The organism is Longimicrobium sp., assembly GCA_036387335.1.
Classification (GTDB): domain Bacteria; phylum Gemmatimonadota; class Gemmatimonadetes; order Longimicrobiales; family Longimicrobiaceae; genus Longimicrobium.
In genome coordinates, this window is the sequence record DASVTZ010000205.1 from 45,781 (window position 1) to 51,780 (window position 6,000).

Below are 6,000 nucleotides of genomic sequence, written 5' to 3' on the forward strand. Positions count from 1 at the left end.
CCGCGACCGAACGTCCACCGGCAGGAACGGAAAAACAGATGGCCTCACACAGAGCCACAGAGGAACCTGCAAGAACACCGGGAGAGGTTCTCCGTGTTCTCGCTTTACCCTCTGTGTCTCTGTGTGAGGCTTTTTGGAGGCGCGGCTACCAGCGCGAAAAGGTGCCGCGCGCGTCGATGTGGATGAACGGTCCGTGGGCGCCGTTGTCCGGGTACACGCCGGCGCCGCCCTTGAGCTCGGGATAGCGCTCCTCCACGCGGTCCACGGCCCGGCGGATCACCATCACGTCGTCCGTGTCGCGGCGGCCGTCGCCGTTCAGGTCGTCCATGTAGCCGTCGCGGTCGTTGTCGATCCACATGTCCGACGCGTCGCCGTAGGTGTGGCGGCTGAGGAGGGCACGTCCCTGTTCGAGGCCCTGCACGTTGTACGCGGGGGTGCGGAAGCCGCTCATCACCGCCACGTTCTCCGCGCGCACGCCCATCGCGTTCAGCTCCTGCATCACCAGCTCCAGCTTGTCGATGAGGCGCATGTCCAGCGCCAGGTACTTGGGCCACACGCCGAACTGGTCCTTGGTGAGGAAGTTCCGCAGGCGGAAGTGCGTGGACACCTGCAGGTCCTGGTTCTCGGGCGTCACCTCGATGAAGCCGGAGGGCGGCGCGTACGCGTCCACGATCCCATCCGTCTCCGTCTCGTACGCCCCGATGCGGTAGCCGTTCAGGTAGCCGCCGCGCTTCTCCGAGAAGGGGACCAGCGTGATGACCTGCAGCTCGTTCATCACCTGCTGGATGCCCGGCGCGCTCAGCGACAGCCGGTAGATGCCGGGGTCGGCGGGGGCGACCAGTCCGACGGCCAGCTTCGCCTCGCCGCCCAGGATGCCGGTGCGGACGGGGGTCACCGGGAGCCAGCGGTAGACGGCCTCGGGCGCGGGCTCCGCCGTCCACTCGATGGGGAGGCTCAGCGGCCGGCGCGGGTCGGTCGTGACCACCCGCAGCGCGCCGCTGCGCCCGAACGCCTGCTGTCCCAGCCGCACGGCGGCGTCCGGATCGGGACGCGCGGCGGCTTCGCTGCTCCAGGTAACCGGCGCAAGCGAGCGCGCCGGCGGCGACATCCCCAGTGCGGCGGCGGCTGCGGCAATGGCGGCGGGGACGGCGAGGGCACGAACCGGAACGGGCATGGAAGGCTCCTGCGGGGGGTGTGCGGCGGATGAAGCGGGTGCGGGCCGGAGGCGGCCCGCCGGGGTGGCGGACGCGGCCGGGCGCGGAGTAGATTTGGCTGTCCAACGGGATGGAGACAAAGGTAGGCAGTCTCCACCCTGCCCGTCAAGCCAACCGTATGTTCCCGGCCCACATGCGCGATCCGAGCGACCTCTCCGCACCCCGTCCCCGCGCCGCCCTGGTGATCCTGGACGGGTGGGGGCTGCGCGAGCCCGCGGACGACAACGCGGTGACGGTGGCGAACGCCCCCACCTGGCGCCACCTGTGGGAGGAGGGCGACTATCCTCGTGCCCGCCTCACCACGCACGGCCCGGCCGTGGGGCTGCCGCCGGGGCAGATGGGGAACAGCGAGGTCGGCCACCTGAACCTGGGCGCCGGCCGCGTCGTCATGCAGTCGCTGCAGCGCATCGCCACCGCCATCGAGACGGGGGAGTTCGCGGCCAACGAGGCGTTCCTCCACGTGATCCGCGGGGTCAAGGAGCGCGGGGCCACTCTGCACCTGATCGGCCTCATCGGCCCGGGCGGGGTGCACGCGGTGGACGAGCACCTGCTGGCGCTCTGCGAACTGGCGGATCGCGAGCAGGTCCCGAACGTGCGCGTCCACGTCTTCCTGGACGGCCGCGACACGCCGCCGCGCTCGGGGCGCGACTACCTGACGGAGCTCTTTGGAAGGGTGGGGGAGCGGGGCGCGTGCCGCGTGGCCACCCTCTGCGGCCGCTACTGGGCGATGGACCGCGACCGCCGCTGGGACCGTGTGGAGCGTGCGTACCGCGCGATGGTGTACGGCGAGGGCCTCCCCATCCGCGATCCCATCGAGGCGATCGAGGATGCGTACGAGACGGGCGAGACGGACGAGTTCGTGAACCCGCGCGTGCTGATGGATGCCAGCGGCGCGCCCGTGGGCCTGATGCGCGACGGCGACGGCGCCATCTTCTTCAACTTCCGCGCGGACCGCGCCCGCCAGCTCTCCCGCGCCCTCGCCGACCCGAACTTCACGGAGTTCGACCGCGGACCGGGCGCGCCGCGCATCGAGCTCGTCACCATGACACAGTACGACGAGGAGTACCCGTTCCCCGCGGCCTTCCCCCCGCAGCCGCTGCAGGACAAGCTGAGCGACGTGCTGGCGGCGCACGGCCTGGCCTCCTTTCGCACGGCGGAAACGGAGAAGTACCCGCACGTCACCTACTTCTTCAACGGCGGTGCCGAAGACCCTCCCCCCGGCGAGGACCGCCGCCTGGTGCAGTCCCCCAAGGTGGCCACCTACGACCTGCAGCCTGAGATGAGCGAGCCGGAGGTGGCGCGCGGTCTGGTGGAGGCGATCCGGTCGATGAAGTACGACGTGCTGGTGTGCAACTTCGCCAATCCGGACATGGTGGGGCACACGGGTGTGATGGAAGCCGCGGTGCGCGCCGTGGAGGCGGTGGACGAGGGCCTGGGCCAGGTGCTGGCCGCCTGCCGCGAGACGGGTACCACCCTCCTGGTGACCGCCGACCACGGCAACTGCGAGCAGATGTGGGACCCCACCACCAACGGCCCCCATACGGCACACACCACCAATCCGGTCGGCATCATACTGGTGGAGCCGGAGGGCCGCCGCACCGCCACCGCCCTCCACGACGGCGCCCTGTGCGACGTGGCCCCCACCATCCTCGGCCTCATCGGCGTCCCGCAGCCCGCGGCGATGACGGGCCGGGATCTGCGGGGAACAGAAGTGCGTTAGTGCGTTAGTGCGTAAGTGCGGGCCCCCTCCCCGCTCGTTCCGACAACCTGGGGGAGGGGCGCACGGATGGGTTCGTGCTCGATTTTCTGTCATCCTGAGCGACGCGCCTCTCCGTCCTCTCCCGTGCTCCATCCTGCGGCGCGGAGCGAAGGATCTACTGTGCGTACCGAGGGCACAGCTACGCTGCGCGGTCCCCGGCCCGGCTCCGGCTACATCCTTCGATCGTCGCAGCAGGCTGGAGCGCACCGCGTGGGGTCGGCCGGGCGCTTCTCTCAGGACGACCACAAGCGCACTAACGCACTAACGCACTCACGCACTTCCGTCCCTCGCACCCAACTCCGCCCACCGCAGCGTCTTGCGCGCCCAGTGGAACAAACGGTAGCTTGCCCCGCCTATAACGGTCCCGTGACGGCCGCCGTCCGGGGCCGTTGGCGTATAGAAAACAAACCTTCTCCGTCATCCCGATGAACCGACTCTCGCGGACCTTGCTTCCCGCGCTCGCGCTGCTCGCCCTGGCCGCCGGCGCCGCGCAGGCGCAGACCGTGCCCTCCCCATTCCGCTACATCGATAAAAAGTCGTCGGTGGAAGTCACGGGCGGCTACCTGTTCACCGATCCCGAGCTGGCCGTCAACGACTCCATCACGGCGGAGTTCGGGCCGCGCTCGGCGCCCATGATCACGGCGCGCTACAACCGCCGCTTCGGCGGGCCGATCTCGGGGAACGTGGCGCTCAGCTTCGTCCCCAGCGAGCGCAGGGTGATCTCGGCGGCCGAGGGGCAGGACTCGTCGTTCGTGGGCGTCATCGACACGGGCGAAACGGTGAGCGCGCCCATCGCGATGCTGGAGGCCGGCGTCCGCTTCCACCTCACCGGCGACCGCACCTGGCGCGGCCTGGCGCCGTACCTGATGGGCACCGGCGGCGTCGCCGCGGAGATCGGCGGCGCGGAGGGCGGGGAGAAGGATCTGCCCGACGACGAGCGCTTCGACTTCGGCCCCGCCTTTGCGGTAGGCGCCGGCACCGGAATCGACTGGTTTCCCACGCCGCGCTTCTCGCTGCGCACGGAGCTGAGCTACCGGATCTGGCGGCTCGCGGTGCCCGAAGGCTTCGCGGCCAACCGCAACGCAGACATCAACGAGTGGAACGGCAACGCCGGGGTGAGCGTCGGGGCGGCGTTCCACTTCTGACCCGCACGGAGGGGCGCATGGCTCAGGAGTTCAACCCGTTCGACCTTACGGACATGACCGACGACGAGATCTACGACGTCGTCGTGCAGCACCTCGGCGAGTATCCCGAGCTGGACATGGGGTGGATCAACGTCTCCGTGCAGGGCGGCCGCGTGACGCTCTCCGGCCGCGTCTCCAGCGACGGCGAGGCATCCATCGCCGCGCAGGCGCTGACGGACGTGGTGGGCGTCGCCGAGCTGGACAACCAGTTGATCGTGGACGAGCTGCACCGCGGCGAGGCCCCCGAAGCTGCCGACGACGCCTTCGTGCAGGACGTTGAGGTGGACGACCAGCTGGGCGAGCCCGACCTCCACTACCAGTCGGACACGGCGGGCCACCTGATGGAGGACCTGGAGCAGCAGACCTACGGCACCCACGACGCCGGTCTCGCCGCCGAGGAGGGCATCCCCTACGAGCCCCCCACCCGCCCCGTCCCCGACGGCTACGGCAGCCGCGAAGACCACTGACGAAAACCGGGCCCCGGCTGAAGAGCCGGGGCCCGGTTTTGTTTCCGGGTGCCCAGGGGGTGGTCCGGGGTGGCCCGGGGTGGCCCGGGCGAGTAAACTCGCGGCAACAACCGCACAAAGTCCGCCTGCGCGGACTCGCGGGTGAGATCCATTTCCTAAGCGGATGTCCTGTAGGGGCGCGATTCATCGCGCCCACCCTTGCCCCGTCCTCGATGTCCGCGGCACCCACCGAATTCCGTAGGGGCAGCCCCACGTGGCTGCCCGTGCTCTGCCATGCGCCGCGACCTGCCCCCCGGAGCGAATGAATTGGCGGCTGGAACCACGCGAAATTCGCCGTCGCGGATTGGCTTCGGTCCCCAGACGGCTTCAGCCGTCTTCGCGTGTTTCCAGCCGGGGGCTTCAGCCCCCGGCGTCTCAGCCTCCGGGCAATACGGCGCCCGGCTTCACCCACCCCCTGACCCATGCCCCCCCGCCGACTGCGGCACCACGTCCCCATGCGGATCGTGGGGGAGGTCGGTGCGCACGTTCAGGGAGTTGACCACCCCGTGCACACCGGGCGTCTCCCACGCGTCGTCCCAGGCGTAGCGGGCCTCCATGAAGTCGCCCACCTCGCCGGTGAGCGTCACCACCCCGTCCTCCACCTCCACGTTGATGCGGCTGGCGTCCACCCAGCGGTCCTGCTGGAGGCGCGAGCGCACCGCGTGCAGCACCTGGTCGTCGGACAGGTCGTCATCCGGCCCGGAGTAGCCGTAGCCCATCGTGTCCATCCCGCGGCGCTGCGACGGCTGATTGTACTCGGGGTGGCGGCTGTACGCTTCCTCGGGCATGAAGGGCCCACGCGCGTAGCCGGCGTACCCGCCATCGTACCCGCGCCCGCCGCCGTACCCGCCCCCCAGCCCGCCGCCGCGCGCGCCGAAGCCGCCGTACCCGGCATCGTAGCCGCCGAACGCGCCGCGCGAGACGCCGCCCATGAACGAGCCGCCGTAGTCCACGTCGTAGCGGCCCATGTCCAGCCCGTAGTCGGCGCCGTAGCCGCCGTACCCGCGCCCGGCCGCGCCGCGGAAGCCGCCGTAATTGCCGGCCTCGTAGTCGCCGCCGAACGCGCCGCGCTGGAAGTCGCCGTAGCCGCTGCCGCCGTCATACCCGCGCGGGCCGCGTGCGAACCCGCGCCTGAACTGCTGGTCGTAGCCCTGCGGCGTGAACCCCCGCGCGTACCCCTGGCGGTTGACCCCGGACCCGAAGCCGCCGGAGTAGCCGCCCTGGAAGCGCTCGTCCTGCCCAGCGAGGTCGTCGTCGTCGCGCCCGTACCCCGCGCTCGCGCCACCCTCGGCCCCGATGAAGGTGCCGCCGCCGAAGCCCTGCCCGTACCCGCCGCC

Annotated in this window: 5 protein-coding genes; 3 read left to right on the forward strand and 2 right to left on the reverse strand. The window is 70.7% G+C overall.

All coding sequences use genetic code 11. The features are described from left to right. Positions 1-145: 145 nt before the first annotated feature. A complete protein-coding gene (locus tag VF647_20955; protein HEX8454563.1) occupies positions 146-1,174 on the reverse strand; it encodes a hypothetical protein in 1,029 nt (342 codons plus the stop codon). A gap of 173 nt (positions 1,175-1,347) precedes the next feature. Between VF647_20955 and gpmI the strand changes: the two genes are divergently transcribed. The 3 genes from gpmI (at position 1,348) to VF647_20970 (ending at position 4,624) form a co-directional block, all read left to right on the forward strand. Further along, positions 1,348-2,934, forward strand: a complete 1,587-nt coding sequence (gene gpmI / locus VF647_20960; GenBank protein ID HEX8454564.1) for a 2,3-bisphosphoglycerate-independent phosphoglycerate mutase — start codon at positions 1,348-1,350, stop codon at positions 2,932-2,934. A 464-nt stretch (positions 2,935-3,398) separates the two neighbouring features. After that, positions 3,399-4,118 carry a hypothetical protein gene (locus tag VF647_20965; protein ID HEX8454565.1) on the forward strand — a complete coding sequence of 240 codons (720 nt, stop codon included), beginning with the start codon at positions 3,399-3,401 and terminating at the stop codon, positions 4,116-4,118. A 17-nt stretch (positions 4,119-4,135) separates the two neighbouring features. Beyond that, positions 4,136-4,624: a BON domain-containing protein gene (locus VF647_20970; GenBank protein ID HEX8454566.1), complete on the forward strand. Its 489-nt coding sequence runs from the start codon at positions 4,136-4,138 to the stop codon at positions 4,622-4,624. A 443-nt stretch (positions 4,625-5,067) separates the two neighbouring features. Here the strand turns inward: VF647_20970 and VF647_20975 are convergent. Further along, positions 5,068-6,000, reverse strand: a 933-nt coding sequence (locus VF647_20975) for a BON domain-containing protein (protein HEX8454567.1), incomplete at its 5' end; no start/stop codon positions are given.